14 protein-coding genes and 1 pseudogene are annotated in these 21,406 nt (G+C 34.6%); all 15 read left to right on the forward strand.

Translation table 11 applies throughout. The features are described 5' to 3' along the window. The first annotated feature begins 59 nt into the window (after positions 1-59). The 15 genes and pseudogenes from AC0L5U_RS14065 to AC0L5U_RS14135 all read left to right on the forward strand — a co-directional run bounded on the left by AC0L5U_RS14065 (position 60) and on the right by AC0L5U_RS14135 (position 21,098). Complete coding sequence (locus tag AC0L5U_RS14065; RefSeq protein WP_473417051.1) at positions 60-671, forward strand: hypothetical protein; 612 nt, start codon at positions 60-62, stop codon at positions 669-671. Then, positions 659-3,244, forward strand: a complete 2,586-nt coding sequence (locus tag AC0L5U_RS14070; protein ID WP_473417052.1) for a hypothetical protein — start codon at positions 659-661, stop codon at positions 3,242-3,244. The genes AC0L5U_RS14065 and AC0L5U_RS14070 overlap by 13 nt, the downstream gene beginning before the upstream one ends. A gap of 13 nt (positions 3,245-3,257) precedes the next feature. Next, a complete protein-coding gene (locus AC0L5U_RS14075; protein ID WP_473417053.1) occupies positions 3,258-4,682 on the forward strand; it encodes a carbohydrate-binding protein in 1,425 nt (474 codons plus the stop codon). A gap of 25 nt (positions 4,683-4,707) precedes the next feature. Further along, positions 4,708-5,556, forward strand: coding sequence for a glycoside hydrolase family 16 protein (locus tag AC0L5U_RS14080; protein WP_473417055.1), 849 nt, complete (start codon positions 4,708-4,710; stop codon positions 5,554-5,556). A 16-nt stretch (positions 5,557-5,572) separates the two neighbouring features. After that, positions 5,573-7,861, forward strand: coding sequence for a PKD domain-containing protein (locus tag AC0L5U_RS14085; RefSeq protein ID WP_473417056.1), 2,289 nt, complete (start codon positions 5,573-5,575; stop codon positions 7,859-7,861). Positions 7,862-7,939: 78 nt separating this feature from the next. Continuing rightward, positions 7,940-11,395 carry a hypothetical protein gene (locus AC0L5U_RS14090; RefSeq protein WP_473417057.1) on the forward strand — a complete coding sequence of 1,152 codons (3,456 nt, stop codon included), beginning with the start codon at positions 7,940-7,942 and terminating at the stop codon, positions 11,393-11,395. Positions 11,396-11,423: 28 nt separating this feature from the next. Further along, entirely contained in the window at positions 11,424-12,644 is a 1,221-nt protein-coding gene (locus AC0L5U_RS14095) for a glycoside hydrolase family 17 protein (RefSeq protein WP_473417058.1), read from the forward strand. Positions 12,645-12,646: 2 nt separating this feature from the next. After that, the gene (locus tag AC0L5U_RS14100) at positions 12,647-13,954 is read left to right on the forward strand and encodes a glycosyl hydrolase family 17 protein (RefSeq protein WP_473417059.1); all 1,308 of its coding nucleotides are present in this window, start codon (positions 12,647-12,649) and stop codon (positions 13,952-13,954) included. Positions 13,955-13,967: 13 nt separating this feature from the next. Continuing rightward, positions 13,968-15,464 (forward strand): glycoside hydrolase family 30 protein, encoded by a 1,497-nt coding sequence (locus AC0L5U_RS14105; protein ID WP_473417061.1) that lies wholly within the window; start codon positions 13,968-13,970, stop codon positions 15,462-15,464. Positions 15,465-15,498: 34 nt separating this feature from the next. Continuing rightward, positions 15,499-16,929, forward strand: coding sequence for an MFS transporter (locus tag AC0L5U_RS14110; protein ID WP_473417062.1), 1,431 nt, complete (start codon positions 15,499-15,501; stop codon positions 16,927-16,929). 47 nt (positions 16,930-16,976) lie between these two features. Further along, a complete protein-coding gene (locus AC0L5U_RS14115) occupies positions 16,977-17,594 on the forward strand; it encodes a hypothetical protein (RefSeq protein WP_473417063.1) in 618 nt (205 codons plus the stop codon). Positions 17,595-17,665: 71 nt separating this feature from the next. Beyond that, positions 17,666-18,577, forward strand: a complete 912-nt coding sequence (locus AC0L5U_RS14120) for a glycoside hydrolase family 17 protein (protein WP_473417064.1) — start codon at positions 17,666-17,668, stop codon at positions 18,575-18,577. A 264-nt stretch (positions 18,578-18,841) separates the two neighbouring features. Beyond that, positions 18,842-20,055, forward strand: a pseudogene (locus tag AC0L5U_RS14125) (MFS transporter). Then, complete coding sequence (locus tag AC0L5U_RS14130; RefSeq protein WP_473417065.1) at positions 20,049-20,174, forward strand: hypothetical protein; 126 nt, start codon at positions 20,049-20,051, stop codon at positions 20,172-20,174. Before AC0L5U_RS14125 ends, AC0L5U_RS14130 begins: the two are co-directional and overlap by 7 nt. Then, positions 20,175-21,098 (forward strand): glycoside hydrolase family 17 protein, encoded by a 924-nt coding sequence (locus AC0L5U_RS14135; RefSeq protein ID WP_473417066.1) that lies wholly within the window; start codon positions 20,175-20,177, stop codon positions 21,096-21,098. Positions 21,099-21,406 lie beyond the last annotated feature (308 nt).

The following is a 21,406-nucleotide window of genomic DNA, read 5'->3' on the forward strand; positions in this document are numbered from 1 at the left end:
CCGGCTTTCAAGGATTCAATGCAACTAAAAAAATAATAGACTAACTAATTATTAATGTAATGAGAAAAAACATTCTACTACTAGTTTTCACTCTATTTTCAATTTCAATTTTTGCACAAGTAAGCAATGTTAGGGTTGAAAACTCAGACGGAGGCATGTACCTTACCGTTGACGGTAAAAAATTTATGATCAATGGTATGAATTGGGATTATGTTCCTATTGGTACAGACGTCACAAATGCCAATTTTTATAAACAACCTGATGATATTGTTAAGGCAGGTCTAGATACAGAAATGGGTTTACTAAAAAACATGAATGTCAATGTTATCAGACAATATGTTGGAGTTCCTCCTAAATGGGTTAAGTATATCTATGAAAAGTATGGTATTTACACGCTGCTAAATCACTCATTTGGACGATATGGATTAACCTTAGATGGCGTTTGGACACCTGTTACAATCTATTCAGATAAAAAAACACAAGACCACTTAGTATCAGAAATGATCAAATTGGTTGAGGATTATAAGGATGTACCTGGGATATTAATGTATATGATGGGTAATGAAAATAATTACGGTTTATTCTGGCAGGGTGCAGAAACAGAAGATTTTCCTGAAGGAGAAGAAAAAAGAGCTGTAGGAGAAAAAGGGGAAGACCAATGTACCGATTAATGAATGAAGTTGCTAAAAAAATGAAAGCAATGGATCCAAATCATCCAGTTGCAATATGTAACGGAGATGTGTTATTCATTGATATCATTGCAGAAGAATGTAAAGATATCGATGTTTACGGCGCCAACACCTATAGAGGTGAATCTTTTGGAGATTTCTTCCAAGTTGTAAAAGACCAATTAGGAATACCAGTAATGTTTACAGAATTTGGTGCAGATGCATACAATGCTTTAGCTGATAAAGAAGATCAATATTGGCAGGCACATTACAACTTAAAAAACTGGAAAGAAATTTATGAGAATGCTGCAGGATTGGGTAAAGTTGGAAATTCTATTGGAGGTTTTACATTTCAATTTAGCGATGGCTGGTGGAAACTAGGTTTTGATGATAGAGAAAAGGCAGACTCACATGAAACAGGAGCTTCTTGGAGTAATGGAGGTTACTACCATGATACGAAAAATGGTTCCAATAACATGAATGAAGAGTGGTTTGGTATTTGTGCCAAAGGCCCCACAGATGTTCGTGGTTTATATGATTTGTATCCCCGAGCTTCATACTATACTCTAAAAGATGCGCATTCATTAAATCCATATGGAGAAGGTGTTGATCTAAGTTTTATTCAAAACTATTTTGGAAATATCAATATAATGGATGCTGTGTTAAGGGCGCGTGGTGATAAAGCTGCACTTGATGCTAAAGACGGAGCTAAAATAAAGCTAAGTAGATTAAGAGCTGAGTTTTCAACTTTTAGTACGGGAGGTACTTTATTAACAACTCCTGTGACTGCAAATCCAGATGAAGAAGCTTTTCCAAATCAAACAGGTTTCGATCATATGCAATCTTATTATGTTGGTGTTGAAGGAAAGCCAACATCTAAGATGCGAGCAGAAGTTAACTTTAATATACTAGGAAATGTTGCACAAAATCCGATAAATGAGATTTTCTATGAAAATGTTGGAAGACCAGTAACTGTGCAAAACACCCAGGGAGAAGAAGTTATTATTACAGATAACAACAGAGTACGTGTATATAACGCAGAGTTCGAATGGGATACAAAGATTGCAGACGTAAGGGGGTTTTACAGAACTGGTCATTACCACTCGGGATATGAAGGAGATTTTTTCGGACTTTATCCAGAAGCAAACTATGGACCTAATCTAGATATTTACAATGGTGAAATTTTAGGTGTAGAAGCTGACGGTAAAGGGTCTCTTAAAGGTTTAAAAGCGGCTTTTGGCCCTCAATTATGGTGGGGAGCTAATCCAACGATGCTTTTTAAATATCAAACACATTTTAAGAATTGGGAAATTACAGGTATTTACCATAGAGATTTAGACACGAGCCTAGAATTTGACGATAATGGATTACGATTTTTAAATGCTAATCAGGTACGAAGTGGTGTTATTCCACCATGGCCAACTGAAAGAGCTACAATTGCTTTAGAGCGCGAGTTTGGAAAATTTGGAATCTCTTTAGGAGGTATTTGGGGAGGAAGCCCGCTTAACGGAAGTTCTTTTCAAGATGTAACAGGTGGTCCAGGAAATTATATTGTTTACGAAGACAAAATAAACTCGGATGATAACTGGGGTGGTAAAGCCAAATTCACTTATCAAGGAGGTAAATTTAATTTCTACGCACAAGCAGCATATATGGGCTTAGTAGCCAATGGAGGAGCAGATGCAACAAGAACATTTACAGGGTGGAAATTAAAAGATACTGGTAGCGGAAACCAAACTAACATACTTTCTGGTTTCACATTTTCAACAGGAGATTGGCAAATTGCTCCAAACTTTTTATGGCAAAAGCCTTTAGTTGCTCCAATGCCTGGTGATGTAAATGCACCAGGGCGTTTAAGAAATGTTATTGACGATCCTTTTGCTGTAAGAGCAAATAGAGAAACCACAGCGGGAGAGCTATTATTAACTTACGATCCAACCCCAGCCTCTTGGTTTTATACATGGGATAGTGACCGAGTTGAAGATGCAAAAATAGCATTTAATCTAGGATTTGTTTACAGGCATCACCCAACTGCCCAAGATGCACATATTGGATTTTTAGCAAATCGTACATTTTTTGCCTTTCCACAAGCTGCACCAGCACAAGATCTTTGGGAGATTAGTTCGCGTATAGTTTCAAAAGTAAGTCCAGATTTAGGACTTGTTGGAAATTTTTATGGAGGTAATGCTCAGGCCAACGGTGATAGCGATAGAACCATTGAACGCTTTGGTGGTGATATAAAAATGATTTACAAAAAATGGAAACTAGAATATCAGGTTAAAATTAATGATTGGGGACCTTTTGATTACCATCGTGATTTTAACTTAACGTTCCCAGTTCAGAATATGATTGATATTTCAACATCTATAGGGAAGCCAGATTGGTTTATCCTTCCAGATACTAAAATTGGTATTAGAGGTATATGGCGTTCATTAGATGAATTTTCTCCAAGATATTCACCTACAGCTGTACCACCAAATACTTTTCCAGCTGTACCTACTATAAGTCCAGTAGGATTTGGAAACGGAAGCGAATGGGAAATAAGAACCTATATACACATTAACATTGGAAAATAAAATATTCAGAATAATGAAAAATATAAAATTCACATATAAGAAAATGACATTCCTTTTGGGTTTCATTTTTATAATTGCAATGAGTTGCGAAAGAGAACTTTCAGATGAAGCAGTTTTAGCGTCCTTTCCTGCTACACCAGAGATTTTTAATGACAATCCAGTTGGATTAGGGACTGATTTTTACTTACCATTTTTAGGGTCTAAAGCTACAGCATGGACTGTTGATGAGGAAGTAAGTTATGAAGGTTCTGCATCCATGCGGTTTGATATACCTAATTTAAACGACCCAGAAGGTGGTTATGCAGGTGCTATATTTAGAGTAGATGGTGCTGGTCGTGACTTATCAAGGTTTGATGCATTAACATTCTGGGCTAAAGGCTCAAGAGGAGGAAATATTGCAGAAATAGGTTTTGGTCAAGACTTTGGCGAGAATAAATACCAAGTAGGCACATCAAACCTAAATATAACTACAAATTGGGTTAAATATATTATTCCAATTCCTGACCCCTCTAAACTTATTCAAGAAAGAGGCATGTTTTGGTATTCAACAGCAACGCAGAACGCAGGTGGCTTTGGATGGACATTTTGGATTGACGATTTAAAATTTGAAAATTTAGGGAGCGTAGCACAACCAAGACCCGAAATGTTAGCTGGAGAAAATGTTACAGAAACAACATTTACTGGTACAGCAATAAATCTTGCCGAAAGAGGTCTTACACAAACCTTTAATTTACCAAATGGAGAAAATAAAACAGTTGTCGCTGCGCCTTCTTATTTCGATTTTACATCTTCTAACCCAAGTATAGCAAGTGTAAACGAATTAGGAATAATCACCATTCTTGATTCTGGTATGTCAACAATTACTGCTACAATAGGTGGTGTTGAGGTAAAGGGTTCTTTAACTTTAGAGTCTTTAGGAAGCTTTGATGGTGCGCCTGAACCAACGAGAAATCCAGCCAACGTTATATCAATTTTCAGTGATGCATATACTAATGTTCCTGTAGATTATTACAATGGGTTTTTTACACCTGATGGTCAAACTACTTTAGGTGGAGCACCACCATTAACCCTAGGTTCTGGTCAGGTTATAAACTACACGCAACTTAATTTTGTTGGTATAGGTACTTTCTTAAACGTTTCTTCTATAGATGCTTCAGCAATGACACATCTTCATGTAGATATTAATGTACAAGAAGCTCTAGACTCTGCAGATTTCTTAAGATTATCAATATTAAATTCTGTTGGAAATAATGAAACTGCTGGTAATTATACAATAACTAGTGCACAATTACAATCAAACCAATGGGTGAGTTTAGATATACCATTGGCTGACTTTGCGGGTCTTGTAGCCAAAGATAAATTAGGTCTATTATTCTTCATTTCAGATACTACAATATCTAACATTTATGTAGATAATATTTACTACTTCAAGGAATAATTATAACACTCAAAAAACATTAAAAATGAATATTATAATAAAACACATAAGAAGAGCAAAAAGTGCATTAATCACCTCCTCCTTGTTGATAGTAATGGTTGTTGTTTTTAGTTGCAATACTGATGAAACACAGACCGTAGCTACATTTACAAACCTTGTAATGTCTGATGAGTTTGATACTGATGGGGCTCCTGATGCTTCAATTTGGAATTACAATATAGGAACCGGACAAAATGGATGGGGAAATAATGAATTGCAATACTACACTGATCGTACGGAGAATGTAACAGCGCAGAATGGTGTATTAATTATCACCGCAAAAGAGGAAAATTTTAATGGGTCTGCTTACACATCGGCTAGGTTGTTAACTAGAGGTAAGTTTGAGCAAACATACGGAAGATACGAAGCTCGTATAAGGTTGCCATATGGTAAAGGTATCTGGCCAGCGTTTTGGTTGCTTGGCGACGATCCTGGGGGTACAGAAACTTGGCCTCAAATCGGTGAAATTGATATTATGGAATACGTAGGAGACGAACCAACAAAGATGTTTGGTACCGTTCATGGGCCAGGATATTCAGGAGGTGAATCCGTTAGTAAATCATATGAATTAGAGAATGACAGATTCGATTCAGGCTTTCACATTTTTGGTATAGAATGGGGTCCAGATTACATCAATTTTTATGTAGACGATGTATTATACAATCAGATAACCCCAGAAGATGTTCCTGGAGAATGGGTGTTTAATCGTGGTCCTTTTTATATCATATTAAATATGGCTGTTGGTGGAGCTTTACCAGGTTCTCCAAATGCAGAAACAGTATTCCCTCAAACCATGCTTGTAGATTATGTACGAGTGTATGAAATGAACAACTAATTCAAAAAAACAAACAATGAAAAATCTAATTAAAACATTTAAATACTTAACAGTATTCATATTAGCACTATCAATTTCAGGTTGTGAAGATGATGATGTAGTTTTACCTCAAGTTCTTGCAGGATTTACCTATACACTTGATGTGGATACAGGAACTGTAACGTTTATCAACATATCTGAAAATGCAAATACGTATGAATGGAGTTTTGGAGATGGAGAAACCTCTTCATTAATTAACCCAGTTAAAACCTATGCTAACGGAACATATACTATTACTTTAACATCTAAACATGTTTCTGGAGGATCAGATACATTTGAGGATACAATTACAATAGCAATTCCTGAAGTAATAGCTTTTCCTATTTCATTTGATAATCCTGATGTAGATTATGGTGCTGCAGTTTTTAATGGGACAGCCTTTGAAATAGTAGATAATCCAGCTCCAGGAGGAACTAATAATGTGGCATCTAAAGTTGGAAAAATCACCAATAGTGGAGCCATTTTTGAAGGTATTGCTTTTGAATTAGGAGAAGATTTAGATTTATCTACAGAGAAATCAGTAAAACTGAATTTTTGGTCAGATGCTCCAGTTAATATTTTACTCAAATTAGAAATTACTGAGAGTGATGCTGTTGAAACTACAGCAAGTCATGGTGGTTCAGGATGGGAAGAATTAACATTTAGTTATAGCTCATCAAAATCTTATCCTAAGATTGTAATTTTTGTTGATGGACCAGGTACAACTGCAGGAGCATTTTACATAGATGATATTGTGCAAATTGAAACGCCAATACCCCCTTGTGAAGCTGAAACTATGCAATCATTAAGCGCTTCAGATTTTTACTTAACGTTTATGAGCGACCCCAAAGCTGCAGGAAGTGGTGTTACTGTTATAGAAGATAATACTACTCTAGAACATGCTGATAACCCTAACCCAGATACTGATGCTAATAAATCATGTAAGGTAGGTAAACTAACTAACAGCAATCAAAACCCTTGGGATAATTTGCAAATAGATTTAACCGATAAATTAACATTTACAGACGGTTCTAGTTTTACAATGAAAGTGTATTCAGCACAACCAGGTTTTAAAGTAACTATGAAGTTAGAAGACAAAGGATCTAGTGGGGCTGTAAAAACTGCAGATATAGAATCAGCTGCTACAACTAAAACTAACGAATGGGAAGAATTAACTATTCCTTTTAATGCATCAGATAGTGGATTGTATGATAAGATTGTAATATTCTTTGATTTACAAACTCAAAATGGAAACACCTATTATTTTGATGACTTAAAATTAAACCTTGGCACCGGTGGCGGTGGAGGCGGAGGTGCTTTTGACGACGGATTATTAACAAATGGAGATTTTGAAGATGGCAGTACTGCTTGGATTGGTAATGCATTAGACGTGAGAACAGAAGGTGGTAATTCTTTTAATTTTGCTGATGTTATGACGGCTGGGCAAGCTTTTGCTGTAAACTTAAGTCAAGTAGTAGACATCACTCCTGGAGCAACATACACACTTTCTTTTGAGGCTTCTTCTAATGGTAATCGTACTATGTTAGCAGGAATTGGCCTAAACCAAGACCCTTGGAGCAACAATGTATCAGAAATTAATTTAACAGCTACATCACAAACATTTACGTTAGAGCTAAAAGCAACAGACCTGGCTACATCAACAGATTTTGGTGGTGCAAACAGTCGCGTAATATTCGATATGGGAGCTGATACTGGAGTAGTTGTTATAGATAATGTGTCACTTACTTGTTCAGACTGCGGTGGTGGTTCTGGTGGTGGTGGCAACGGAGGTACTGCTGATGAATTTACTGTAAATGGAGATTTTGAAACTGGTGACACTTCTGGCTATACCATATTTGACGCAAGTGGAGGTGTATTTACAGTTACCAATGAAGAGGCAAATGGTGGTTCTTTCTCAGGAAAGTTAACAGCAGGTGAAGGTAAAGAAGTGGTTGTAAAGCAAGCTAATATTGGCATAGGAACTGTAACACCAAATACTGAAGTAACCATTACTTTCGATATGAAAGGATCTTTAATGGGTGCTGGAGGTGTTATTTTTGTTGAGTTTTTCTCAGAGTTAGCAACCGAAGGTGTTTCAAAAGCTGAAATTCTTAGTGGAGGCCCTCTTGCTCCAACATCTGATTGGCAGTCTTTCTCTTTTACAACAACTACAGGAAGTGATGTTAGTGGAGGTGTAACAGTACAACTTAAAACTGCTTGTGGCGCAGTAAGTGGTTGTGGCGTAGAAGCTTATTTTGATAACATATCTGTAAAATTCACTAACTAGATTACGATACATAATTAGTTAAAGGCTAGCTTACTCTAGCTAGCCTTTCATAATATTCAACTAACCATAATTAGCTAAATGAACGTTATAATTGATAAAGAAAACGATAAAGTTTCAAATGAAATGAATGTGATAAATGGCGATTTAGTCATTTTTGAGGATGAAACGTATTACAAGATTTCGAATAGCGATAAAATGCGCCCATTTTTTATGAGCATCGTTAGTGATTCTAATCACTGGATGTTTATTTCAAGTAATGGCGGCTTAACTGCTGGACGGAAGAATGCAGAGTTTTCATTGTTTCCATATTATACCGATGATAAGATTACTGAAATGGCTGAAAATACAGGTAGCAAAGCTATTTTTCAAGTGAATAAAAATGGAAAAACACACTTATGGGAGCCATTTTCTATTCGTCAAATAGGTATCTACAATACGCAAAGTAATCTTTATAAAAACAGATATGGGAATAAGGTTGTTTTTGAAGAAAACAATCTTGACTTAGGATTAACTTTTAGATATCAATGGAGTTCTAGTAATCAATTTGGGTTTGTAAAAAGTTCAACATTAATAAATAATTCTGATGATAAAGTTGAGATTTTAGTTCTAGACGGCTTACAAAATATTTTACCAGCTACTGTAACTTCAGATTTACAAAACGGAAGAAGTAACCTTGTAGATGCCTACAAGAAGAGCGAATTACAAGAAAATGTTGGTTTAGGTATTTATGCGTTAAGTGCTGTTATTGTTGATAAAGCAGAACCTAGTGAAGCTTTAAAATCAAATATTGTTTGGTCTTCTGGATTGAATAATCCAACGTATTTAATTTCATCTTTACAGTTAGATAATTTCAGAAGAGGTCAAAACATTTCACAAGAAGTAGATATGAAAGCTGAAAAAGGAGCTTACTTCATATCTTCAACCATACACTTGGATGCTAAAACAGAAGAGAATTGGATGTTTGTTGCTAATGTAAATCAATCTATTTCGGATGTGGTTTATATTTCAGAAATCATCAAAAAAGAATCTGATTTAGAGGGTCTAGTTCAAAAAGACATCGATTTTGGAACAAGAAATTTAATAGATTTAACGGGGGCTTCAGATGGTTTACAACTCACTCAAGATCCTTTAACAAATATGAGGCATTTCTCTAATACGCTATTCAATATTATGCGTGGTGGTATTTTTGATGATGGTTATACTATAGAGAAGTCAGATTTCTTAAAATATATTTCAAAAGCGAATAAAGATGTGTTTAAAGAAAAGACATCTATTTTAAATACTTTACAAGACACTTTTACATTAGAAGACATTAAAAGTCTTGCTGAAAATGATGATGATAAAGATTTCCAACGTTTATGTTTCGAATACTTACCATTAAAATTCAGTAGAAGACATGGAGATCCAAGTAGACCTTGGAATAAGTTTTCAATCAATACAAGAAGTGAAGTTGATGGTTCTAAAATTCTTGATTACGAAGGAAACTGGCGTGATATTTTCCAAAACTGGGAAGCTTTAGCACACTCTTACCCGGAGTACATAGAAGGGATGATTCATAAGTTTTTAAATGCTACAACTTTTGAAGGTTATAACCCATACCGTGTAACAAAAGGAGGTTTTGATTGGGAGGTTATTGAGGAGCATGACCCATGGTCTTACATTGGCTATTGGGGAGATCATCAAATAATTTACCTATTAAAATTCTTAGAGTTTATTGAAGACTACTACCCTGGTACATTAGAGAAACGATTTGATCAAGATATTTTTGTGTATGCAAACGTGCCCTATGTTATTAAAAGTTATACTGATACACTTAAAAACCCAAAAGACACTATAGATTTTAATTACAAGTTAGACGAAACCATCAATAAACGCAGAGATGTTTTAGGTGCAGATGGGGCTTTATTACTTGATAAAGATTCAAATATTTATAGAGTTAATTTTATTGAAAAATTATTAGCTACAGCGCTTTCTAAAGTTTCAAACTTTATACCAGAAGGTGGTATTTGGTTAAATACGCAACGTCCAGAATGGAATGATGCCAACAATGCTTTAGTAGGTAATGGAGTGTCTATGGTAACACTTTATTACATCTACAGGTTCTTAAATTTCTTTGAAGGTGTTGTTTTAAAGTCAGACACAAAATCTGTAAAAATTTCTGAGGAATTGAATACATTTTTCAATAAAATTTCAGAAACACTTGAAAATAATGCATCTATTTTATCAGGAAATATTTCTGATAAAGACCGTAAAATAGTTTTAGACGGACTTGGTAAAGCAGGAAGTGACTATAGAGAAACAATTTATAATAGTGGTTTTTCAAACTCTAAATCTGAGTTAAGTTTAGCAGATGTATCTCGTTTTATTGCAGTTACCAAATCATATTTAGAACATAGTATTGATGCTAATAAGCGTAAAGATAATATGTATCACGCTTATAACTTGATGACTGTTGAAAATGAAAATGAGGTTTCTATTTCCTATTTATCTGAAATGCTAGAAGGACAGGTTGCTGCATTAAGTGCTGGTTACCTCTCTCCTACTCAAGCCTTGAGTTTGCTAGATGGATTGAAAAATAGTGCGCTTTTCAGAGAAGATCAATATAGTTATATTTTATATCCAAATAAGGATTTACCAAGATTTGATAAAAAGAATAATATCCCTGGTAATAAAGTTGAGCAGTCTGGCCTTCTTAAGCAGTTAATTGCAGATGGTAACAGACAGGTTGTTGAGCAAGATGTTAACGGAGCATATCATTTTAATGGAAACTTCAATAATGCCAATAGCTTAAAAGATGCTTTAAATAGTTTGGGTGAATCTTATGAGTCTTTGGTTAAAAAAGATGAAGCATTATTACTTCAAATTTTTGAAGATATTTTTGATCATAAATCCTTTACTGGTCGTTCGGGAACCTTCTTTGGTTACGAAGGTTTGGGTTCTATTTATTGGCACATGGTATCTAAGTTATTATTGGCGGTTCAAGAGAATTGTTTATTAGCCATAAATAACAATGAAGATGATGTGATAATAGGGAGGCTATTAGATCATTATTACGAGATAAACGCAGGAATCGGGGTGCATAAATCTCCTGAATTATATGGAGCTATCCCAACCGATCCTTACTCGCACACACCAGCAACTAAAGGTGCGCAACAACCAGGTATGACTGGGCAGGTTAAAGAAGATGTATTAAGTAGGTTTGGAGAACTTGGTGTTTTTGTTGATAATGGAAAATTAATTTTCAAACCCAGTTTATTACAAACTAAAGAGTTTATAAAAGCACCATCTAGGTTTAAATTTACAAATGTGCTTAAAGAGGCACAGGAAATACAGCTTGAAGTAGATTCATTGTGCTTCACATATAATCAGGTGCCAATAATATACAAATTAGCAGATAAAAAAGATATTAAAGTCATTTTCAAGAATGGTAGACAAATTGTTTTTGAAGACAATAGTCTAGATCAAGCAATATCTAAATCGCTTTTTGAAAGAAAGGGTGAAGTGGATAAAATTATAGTTTCGATAAATAAGTAAAAACAATATACTCTCAATAATATTATTAATGGAAGGAAGTAACGAAAATCTAAAAAAAGAAAAGCAGATTAATGCTGCTGATATTTTAGGAAATCCTAACTATCTAGCCATTTCTTATGGTGGTTATCGCAAAAAAACGCGTGATATACAACCAACAATAAATGAGCTTAAAGATGATATGAGAATATTGTTTGCAATGGGAATCAGGTTATTGCGTACTTATAATGTGCAATTGCAACAAGCGTCTAATATTTTAAAGGCTATTTCTGAATTAAAAGTTGAAGATTCAAAGTTTGAAATGTATGTGATGTTAGGTGCTTGGATTGATTGTAAAAATGCATGGACAGGTTTAGAGCCAGACCATGAGGTTGAGAGTGAACAAAATGAAGGAGAAATTAATAGAGCTGTAGTATTAGCAAAACAATACCCGGATATTGTAAAAATAATTGCCGTTGGAAATGAAGCTATGGTGCATTGGGCTACAAGTTATTTTGTACGCCCTAACGTTATTTTAAAATGGGTAACGTATTTGCAGGATTTAAAGAAATCAGGTGAACTATCAAAAGATTTATGGATCACTAGTTCAGATGACTTTTCATCTTGGGGAGGAGGTGATACTGCATATCATACGGAAGATTTAGACAATATTATAAGGGCTGTAGATTATATTTCAATGCACACTTACGCCATGCATAATTCGCATTATAATCCCGATTTTTGGTTAGTACCAAGAGAAGATTTTAAACTTTCTAATTCAGAAAAAATTGAATCTGCAATGCAACGCGCTTTATTATTTTCACAACAACAATTTGATGGTGTTGTAAACTATATGAGACGATTAGGTATCAATAAACCTGTTCATATTGGCGAAACAGGTTGGGCAACTATTTCTAACGAACATTATGGCGCCAACGGATCTAAAGCTGCAGATGAATATAAATCTGGTAGGTATTATCAGTTGATGCGAGAGTGGACCAATAGCGAGGAAATATCTTGTTTCTATTTTGAAGCTTTTGATGAACCATGGAAGGATGCTAATAACGAATTAGGATCAGAAAATCATTTTGGATTAATAAACCTTAAGGGGCAAGCAAAATTTGCGCTTTGGGATTTAGTAGATAAGGGTGTTTTTAAAGGGCTTACTAGAGATGGACAGCCTATAACAAAAACATATGGAGGAAATAAAGAGGATTTATTATCATGCGTAGTTGTGCCACCGCATAGAATGGAAACTGCTATAAATTTTTAATTATGAAAAACTATGTATCAACCCTAAGATATTGTGTACTGATTTTAGTAATCGGTTTTATGTGGTCTTGTGGTAAAGCTAAAAAGGATAATGTGAAGCAAGAAGTAGAAAAAGAACAATTAACTGCAAAAGATATTTTAGGAAACCCTGAATATTTAGCGATGTCTTATGGTGGATATAGACATGCAGATCATAGCATTGAACCTACATTAGAAGAACTTAAAGAAGATATGAAAATCTTGCATGCTTTAGGTATAAGAATGTTACGAACGTATAAAGTGCATTTACCGCAAGCTGAAAACCTTTTAAAAGTTATTCATGAACTAAAGCAACAAGATCCAAGTTTTGAAATGTATGTGATGCTTGGTGCTTGGATAGATTGTAAAAACGCTTGGACAGATCAAGCACCAATTCATAATGAAGAAAGCGCAGATAACAAACCACAAATGGAAAAAGCTGTGGCGTTGGCTAATCAATATCCAGATATTGTAAAAGTAATTGCTGTTGGTAATGAAGCTATGGTTAAATGGGCAGCAACTTATTATGTTGAGCCTTGGATTATCCTTAAATGGGTAAACTACCTGCAGAATTTAAAGAAAGAAGGCAAGTTATCTAAAGATTTATGGGTAACAAGTTCAGATAATTTTGCGTCTTGGGGAGGCGGTGGTGAAGAATATCACGTTGAAGATTTAAATAATTTAATCAAAGCAGTAGATTTTTTATCGGTACACACCTACCCTATGCATGATACTCATTATCAACCTGAGTTTTGGTTAAACCAAGAAGGACTTGAAGGTAAAACCGATATGGAAAAAATAGAAATCTCCATGTTAAGAGCAAAAGATTATGCCATCATGCAGTCTGGAAATGTGAAGAAATACATGGAACATTTAGGAGTTAACAAACCAATGCATATTGGTGAAACAGGTTGGGCAAGTTTTTCTTCAGGACACTATGGTACTACTGGTTCAAAAGCTTGTGATGAGTTTAAAGAAGCATTGTACTATAAGCACATGAGAGATTGGACCAATGAAGCGGGAATGTCATGTTTCTATTTTGAAGGCTTTGATGAACCATGGAAAGGTGGTGATAATTTAGGGAATTCCGAAAAGCATTTTGGACTATTTACTGTTGATGGGAAAGCTAAATATGTTTTATGGAATGAAGTAGATAAAGGAATATTCAAAGGTTTAACAAGAAACGGAAACTCAATTACTAAAACTTATAATGGAGATAAAGAAGCCTTAATGAATGACGTCGAAGTACCTCCTACTTCTGAAGCGTGGCATGCAAGCCAAAACAAACATTAAACTAACCCATTATATGAAGACATTAAAAAATATAGCATTATTATTCATAGGGATCATGATTACAGCAAGTTGTAATGATAAAAAAGAAGTGCTGAAAATTGAAGTTTTTGAAACTTCAGCTGCAGGTCATAAATTATCTAAAATAACAGAGTTTCAAAATTTAGAAGAAAAAGTATCACTTAAATTAAACCCTGAACAAACATTTCAAACTATTACTGGTTTTGGTGGCGCTTTTACAGAGTCTTCAGCATATCTTTTGAATAAGTTGAGTAAAGAAAATCGTAAGAAAATAATCGATGCTTATTTCAGTAAAGATGGAGCGCATTATTCGTTAACACGAACGCATATGAATTCTTGTGATTTTTCACTAGGGCAATATTCATATTCACCAGTTGAAGGAGATAAAACATTAGAACATTTCACTATTGAAGAAGATAAAGATGATTTAATCCCTTTCATTAAAGATGCTATGGCTGCTTCCCCAGATGGATTTAAAATATTTGGTTCGCCTTGGACAGCAGCACCTTGGATGAAAGATAATAACGAATGGGTTGGTGGTAAACTATTACTTGAATACTATGAAACTTGGGCGTTATTTTTCTCTAAATATGTAGATGCTTACAAAGCCGAAGGTATTGAAATTTGGGGATTCACAGTTGAAAATGAGCCTTTAGGCAATGGGAATAACTGGGAAAGTATGCACTACTCACCAGATGAAATGACAAATTTTGTTCAGAACTATTTAGGACCAAAATTAGAAGCAGATGGAAAAGGAGACTTAAAGATTTTAGGTTATGACCAAAACAGAGAGCATTTAAAAGAATGGGTAGATTCTCAATATAAAAATGAAGAAACCTCTAAATATTTTGATGGTACAGCTATACATTGGTACGCAAGTACATTTGAGGTATTCCCTGAAGAATTGCAGTATGCACACAATAAGGCACCAAATAAACTTTTAATTCAATCTGAAGCATGTGTAGATGCAGAAATTCCTGTTTGGGAAGATGATGCATGGTACTGGGAAAAAGAAGCTACAGATTGGGGTTGGGATTGGGCACCTGAAAAAGATAAGCATTTACATCCAAAATATGCTCCAGTAAACCGTTATGCCAGAGATATCATTGGTTGTTTAAATAATTGGGTAGACGGCTGGGTAGATTGGAATATGGTATTAGATACCAAAGGAGGTCCAAACTGGTTTAAAAACTGGTGCATTGCCCCTGTAATAGTAAATCCAGATACCGATGAGGTTTACTTCACTCCTATTTATCACACCATGGCACATTTTAGTAAATATATTAGGCCTGAAGCTAAAGTTATCGAACTAGAAAATTCTGATGATAAATTAATGGCAATAGCTGCTCATAATCCTGACGGATCAATAGCCATAGTACTTTTTAATGAATTAAAAATCCCAAAAACCATAAGCCTATTATTAAATGAAAAGAAGGTAGAGTTTTCAATAGATGCACAAGCTATTCAAACTATTGTGATCCCTAAACTATAACCAAAAACTAACCAGCTAACTAAAAAATAATATTATGCCAAATGTAAAAACAACCGTAACAAATAGAGTTCCTCTTGGTCAAAAAGCCGCTTTCGGAGCTGGCCATTTGGTTCTTAATTTACTTCCTGGTGCTCTGGGTGTATTCATGTTTTTCTTGCTAACAGCCTTTGGAATGGATCCTGTTCAAGCGGGATTATTAGGTGGTTTACCTCGTTTCTTTGATGCGATTACAGATCCAATAATGGGGTTTATTTCAGACAATACCAGTTCAAGGTACGGACGTAGAAGACCTTATATTTTTGTTGGTGCTATTCTAAGTGCTATATTCTTTGTTCTGCTATGGCAGATGGACGAAAACAATTCATCTACATTCAACTTTTGGTATTTTTTAATCATGTCCATGGTGTTTTTAATTGGTAATACCATGTTTGCTACACCATTAGTAGGTCTTGGTTTTGAAATGACTACTGATTACAATGAACGTACCCGTTTAATGGCCTTTTCGCAAACGGTTGGTTTATTGGCTTGGGTGATAGTCCCTTGGTTTTGGCCTCTAATTCCTAATGCTGATTTTTTTAGTAGTCAAGCTGAAGGTGTTAGGCAAATGGCTATTTATGTTGGTATTGGTTGTTTGTTTTTAGGTGTTTTGCCTGCTATATTTTGTAGAGGGATAGATGCTTCTCACATGGGAAACAGAAAGAAACTAACTTTTAAAACTATTTTCAGCAATTTAAAAGATTTAATAGGTAGTATAAAAGAAGCTGTAAAAAATAAGCCTTTTATGAAATTATGTGGTGCTACATTCTTAGTATTTAATGGGTATCAAATTGTGGCGTCTTTTAGCTTTTTTATTATTGTGTTTTTTCTTTTCAATGGCGATTATGGAGCTACAGGAACTTGGCCTGCTTGGTTTGGTTCAATAGGTGCATTAGTATCTGCTTTTTTTGTGATTCCTATTGTTTCTGCTATGGCAAATAAGTGGGGAAAGAAAAATGCGTTTATAATTTCTACTGCCATATCTATTGTGGGTTATATCATAAAATGGTGGACTTTCGATCCTGACAATGTTTTATTAATGTTTATTCCAGTTCCTTTAATGTCTTTTGGTTTGGGTAGTTTATTTACATTAATGATGAGTATGACTGCTGATGTTTGTGACTTAGATGAGTTGGTTAATGGCATGCCTAGAAAAGAAGGAACTTTCGGCGCATTGTATTGGTGGGTAGTGAAATTAGGACAAGGTATTGCGCTTGTAGCAAGTGGTTTGGTTTTAAAGCTCATCGGATTTAAAGGTGATGCAGCTACACAGTCGGCTGAGACTTTAATTAACTTAAGAATTGCCGATATAGTGGTACCTGTGGTTACTGCTGCTTTAGCTATTTGGATTATGTGGAAATATAGCTTGTCTGAAGATAGAGCAAAAGATATTAAAGAGCAATTAGAAGAAAGAAGAGGTGTATTATAACAATTGTAGTATTGTTAAGTGTATTCAAAAACTAAAAAACTAATAAAATGTCAACCAAAATAATAATACTAATCATAGGAGTTTTATTCATATTAATTGGGCTACTTGCTATTAAAAAGTCTAGTTCAAGCAAACTAGGAATACCTATAGGAATCCTTGGAGTTTTAATGATGATTTACGGGAGTTATTCATCAGATTTAGTCAATTATAATACTCAAATGGAACAAGTTTCAACTGGAAATAAGCTAAAAATTAGTGGTCCAGTAAATGCTACAAAAGTTGTGTCTCCAATAGATAAAGATTCTGTGGATTGCAGGATTTTAACAATGGGCGTCTATCCAGAGTCTAATAAAAATGATATATGGGTCTTAATTCGTCCTACCGATGATCGTTACTATCCACAGTCTGACCACACCAATACATCTTACAAAAGAGATGGGGAATGGCAGGTTGTAACGCGCTTTGGTGGTGATAAAGGAGAGGCTTATGATTTGATAGTTTTTGAGGCAGATGCTAGTGCCTCTTCATTTTTTAGCGAGACTATTGAAAAATGGAAAGAAACAGAAGACTACCCAGGATTAAAACTTGAAGAGCTGCCTTCTGGTGCTAAAGAAGTAGATAGAATCAAAATATATAATAGAAAAAACTGTAGAGGAGTATTCTAGATTCACTTTGTTTTCTAGAAATATGTTTAGCGAGTTAGATTCTAAATGAATAAATAAAATTATAAAAAAGAATGTCTTATAGAGAAGAATCATATTATAAATCAAAATATAGCCAGAAAGCTACTGTAGGTATCTACCTTTCAGATTATTCAGTAGAGGAGTTAAAAGCGTTATGGTATAAAACCTTACAAGATGGGTTTCATGGTATATGCTTTAGCATGTATAAGGATGGACAATCACCTGGTGATGATATAAGTATGGAGCAAGTTGAGCAAAGGGTCAAAATATTAAAGTCTCATGTTGGTGCTATACGATCGTTTTCATGTATTGAAGGCAACGAATATGTTCCTATGATAGCAAAAAAGCATGGTCTTAAAACTTTAGTTGGTGCATGGCTTAGTGATGATAAAGAGGATAATGAAAGAGAAATTGAAGGCTTAATACAACTGGCAAAAGATGGTAATGTTGATGTTGCTGCAGTAGGTAATGAAGTGTTATACCGAAATGATTTAACCCTAGATGAGTTAGTTGGATATATCTCTCGTGTTAAGGAAGCTTTAGCTGGATTAGATATTCCGGTAGGTTATGTTGACGCGTATTACGAATTCTCAAGACATCCTATTTTAGTTGAAAGTACAGATGTTGTTTTAGCAAACTTATATCCTTATTGGGAAGGTTGCCCAATTGAGTATGCATTAGGGCATATGCAAGCTATGTTTGGTTCAGTTGTAGATGCTGCTCAAGGAAAACCTATTATTATTACAGAAACAGGTTGGCCTAGTGAAGGAGGTGGTCTCGATGGAGCTATTGCTAGTGATACTGCTGCGATGAAATATTTTATAGATACTATAAGATGGACTGAAAAAAATGACATTCCAATATTTTACTTTTCATCTTTTGATGAGTCATGGAAAACTGGAGACGAGGGTGATGTTGGTGCGTATTGGGGGCTTTGGGATAAACATGAAAATTTAAAATTTTAAAAATTAAAGTCAGGTAAGTAAATATATATAATTATCAAATTAAAAGTTTTATTTGTTATTGGCGTCATTAAATGATACTGAGATGCAGTAAAAATAATACTTATCAATCATGGAACGTAGAATATAAAAATTCAATATAAGTAATACCAAAGTATGTCAGTAACTAAGACAGTATCTAGAAATAAAGTCCCATTTGGACAAAAAGTAGCATTTGGGGTAGGTATGCTAGCCAATCAAATGTTTCCCGCTATTTTGGGAATATTTATGGTGGTTTTAGTGCAAGATTTAGGTTTTACGGGTTGGATGTGGTCACTTATATATTTTTTTCCAAGAATTTTTGATGCCATTACTGATCCAATAATGGGTTATATCTCAGATAATACAAAATCAAAATGGGGGCGGAGAAGACAATACGTTTTTATAGGAGCAATAATAATGGGTATAGCATATATATTCATGTGGCAACTTTTTAGAGAAAACTCCTTGCAATTTAATTTCTGGTACTTTTTCTTGTGGTCTGTGGTGTTTTATTTAGGACTTACGTTTTTCAGCGTACCCTATGTAGCTATGGGCTATGAGATGAGTGATAATTTTCATGAGCGCACTAATATTATGGCTGTTGCTCAATGGGTTGGACAATGGGCTTGGGTAATAGCACCATGGTTTTGGGTCATCATGTATAATCCTGAGTGGTTTCCATCTGCAGAAGTAGCCGTTAGAGAATTGGCTATATGGGTTGCTATTCCTTGCGCCATTTGTGCCATGATTCCCGCAATATTCATAAAGAGCAAATCTACCTTGAATGAGAATTATGAGCCATTAAATTTATCTAGTATAGGCAACAGTTTAAAGAATATATTCTTCAGTTTTATTGAAGCATTTAAAATTAAGGAATTTAGAAAGTTATGCGGTGCTACGTTTTTAGTATTTAATGCGTTTAATACGGTTGCTGCACTCACCTTTTTTGTTATTGTATACAAACTATTTAATGGTGATGTAGAAGCTACTGGTATTTGGGTGTCTTTGTTTGGCTGTTTGGGGGCCTTGGGTACTACGTTTTTAGTTATCCCTGTTGTAACATGGATGTCTAAGGTAATGGGTAAGAAAAAAGCATTTTTGGTATCGCAAGGTATTTCAGTAATAGGGTACGTTATGCTATGGTTTTTATTCATCCCCGGAAAACCATGGTTATATATAATAGCATTACCATTTTTTCCTTCGGAATCGGAGGTTTATTCACAATAATGATGTCTATGACTGCTGATGTGATTGACATTGATGAATTAAAATCTGGGTTGCGCAGAGAGGGTATATTTGGTGCTATTTATTGGTGGATGGTAAAAGTTGGATTTGCAATTGCTGGCGGGCTTAGTGGCGTTATAATTGCTACTGTTGGGTTTAACCCAGACTTGACTACAACAGATCAGCAATCTGCTGTTGATGGGTTACATGCTTTTTTCTGTTTTTTCCTATGGTAGGAACACTTCTTGCCATGTATATTATGCGTAATTATGATGTTACCGAAGAACGTGCCAATGAAATCAGAGCAGAACTAGATAAAAGAAAAGATAATTATAATAAAGAAATGATAGATTAAATGTCATATAAGTCTAATAAAATAATGTCCCTGTCAGGTTATAATCTAGACAACAAAACAACAAAAGGATTACAAAATTATTTTAAACGTGTTCTTAAAAAAGGCATGCATGGTATTGGGTTTAGTCCATATGTAGAAGGACAAAAACCTGGAGACCAACTTTCAGAAAAACAAATAAGAAAACGCTTAAAAATAATTAAGCCACACACTAAATGGGTGCGTTCATTTTCATGTACAGATGGGAATGAGTTAATACCTAAGATTGCTAAAGACATGGGTATGAAAACTATGGTAGGTGCATGGTTAGGAGATGAACCAGAAATTAATGAAAAAGAAATTGCTGGATTAAAAAAACTAGCTAATGAAGGTGTTGTTGATATTGCTGCTGTAGGCAATGAAGTCATGTATAGAGGTGATTTAACTGAAGAAGAACTTATAGCCTTTATTTATGATGTAAAAAGAGAGATAACAGATATTCCTGTAGGTTATGTAGATGCTTATTACGAATTTACTTTAAGGCCAAAAATTACAGAAGCCTGTGATGTTATTTTAGCAAATTGTTACCCATATTGGGAAGGCTGTAGTATTGAATATTCTTTAATTTATATGAAAGACATGTATAATAAAGCAGTAAAAGCAGCTAATGGTAAAAAAGTTATTATCTCTGAAACAGGTTGGCCTAGTGAAGGAGAAGGTTTAAATGGTGCTTTTCCATCTGCTGAAAATGCCATGAAATATTTTATAAATACTCAATTATGGTCTCAAGAGGATGATGTTGATATATTTTACTTCTCATCCTTTGATGAATCTTGGAAAGTTGGTGCCGAAGGAGATGTTGGTGCTTATTGGGGGATTTGGGATAAGAATGAGAAGCCTAAGTTTTATACAAAAAGACTGGGTTTTAGTAATAGAAAAAGGGCCTAATCTTATAAATTAACGATCTTTTTTCTAAGTTAAATCATTGCCATACACAAGTTTGTAGGTATTATTTATTGTCATCTGCTAAGTATTATCAATACAGTATTTAAGCTTACCACAACATTACCACAACATTGGATTATTACCAAAATTGAACAGTTGTTTTACAAGAATTTAAACACCTTTAGAATAGTAACGATATCAGGGTTTCTTTGTTGATTCTATAAAAAAACGACACTTTTTTTGAGATGTATGTTTTTTGTATGGGTCTATAATACTGATTTAGCAATGATTGGGTCTTAAATTTGAATTCA

The organism is Jejuia sp. G7-7, from assembly GCF_055808955.1.

Coding starts and splice junctions, on each gene's coding strand:
- AC0L5U_RS14065 (WP_473417051.1), top strand. CDS start 60: ATGAGAAAAAACATTCTACTACTAGTTTTCACTCTATTTTCAATTTCA.
- AC0L5U_RS14070 (WP_473417052.1), top strand. CDS start 659: ATGTACCGATTAATGAATGAAGTTGCTAAAAAAATGAAAGCAATGGAT.
- AC0L5U_RS14075 (WP_473417053.1), top strand. CDS start 3,258: ATGAAAAATATAAAATTCACATATAAGAAAATGACATTCCTTTTGGGT.
- AC0L5U_RS14080 (WP_473417055.1), top strand. CDS start 4,708: ATGAATATTATAATAAAACACATAAGAAGAGCAAAAAGTGCATTAATC.
- AC0L5U_RS14085 (WP_473417056.1), top strand. CDS start 5,573: ATGAAAAATCTAATTAAAACATTTAAATACTTAACAGTATTCATATTA.
- AC0L5U_RS14090 (WP_473417057.1), top strand. CDS start 7,940: ATGAACGTTATAATTGATAAAGAAAACGATAAAGTTTCAAATGAAATG.
- AC0L5U_RS14095 (WP_473417058.1), top strand. CDS start 11,424: ATGGAAGGAAGTAACGAAAATCTAAAAAAAGAAAAGCAGATTAATGCT.
- AC0L5U_RS14100 (WP_473417059.1), top strand. CDS start 12,647: ATGAAAAACTATGTATCAACCCTAAGATATTGTGTACTGATTTTAGTA.
- AC0L5U_RS14105 (WP_473417061.1), top strand. CDS start 13,968: ATGAAGACATTAAAAAATATAGCATTATTATTCATAGGGATCATGATT.
- AC0L5U_RS14110 (WP_473417062.1), top strand. CDS start 15,499: ATGCCAAATGTAAAAACAACCGTAACAAATAGAGTTCCTCTTGGTCAA.
- AC0L5U_RS14115 (WP_473417063.1), top strand. CDS start 16,977: ATGTCAACCAAAATAATAATACTAATCATAGGAGTTTTATTCATATTA.
- AC0L5U_RS14120 (WP_473417064.1), top strand. CDS start 17,666: ATGTCTTATAGAGAAGAATCATATTATAAATCAAAATATAGCCAGAAA.
- AC0L5U_RS14130 (WP_473417065.1), top strand. CDS start 20,049: ATGGTAGGAACACTTCTTGCCATGTATATTATGCGTAATTATGATGTT.
- AC0L5U_RS14135 (WP_473417066.1), top strand. CDS start 20,175: ATGTCATATAAGTCTAATAAAATAATGTCCCTGTCAGGTTATAATCTA.